The 305-nt window shown below is 32.1% G+C and carries 1 pseudogene; it reads left to right on the forward strand.

The features are described 5' to 3' along the window. A pseudogene (locus AB4486_RS27665) lies at positions 1 to 305 on the forward strand (hypothetical protein); the annotation flags it as partial.

Genomic DNA, 305 nt, shown 5'->3' on the forward strand with positions numbered 1-305 from the left:
CTTTATTGGCTAGATCAGGTCACCGAGGCTAAATCTGTAGTTGATTACATAGAAATTAAAGGTTTCTTTTCTGTTGATAACTATGCCTTACTATTGGTACCCGCTATTCTATACCCAGTTTTAAGAATTAAAAATCACCACTGTACAGTACTGTATCTCATATTCATGTTTAATTTAGCTCTTGCGATGTTTTGGCAGGTTAGAGTAATAAGGTTGTGCTTTGTTTTAGCTGCACCTTTTCAAGCATATTTTATTATTAAACTATCTGAATATGTCAGAACCACAATATTAAAAATCATCATTAT

It is taken from the genome of Vibrio sp. 10N.222.55.C6, assembly GCF_041473395.1.
GTDB classification, from domain to species: domain Bacteria; phylum Pseudomonadota; class Gammaproteobacteria; order Enterobacterales; family Vibrionaceae; genus Vibrio; species Vibrio crassostreae_C.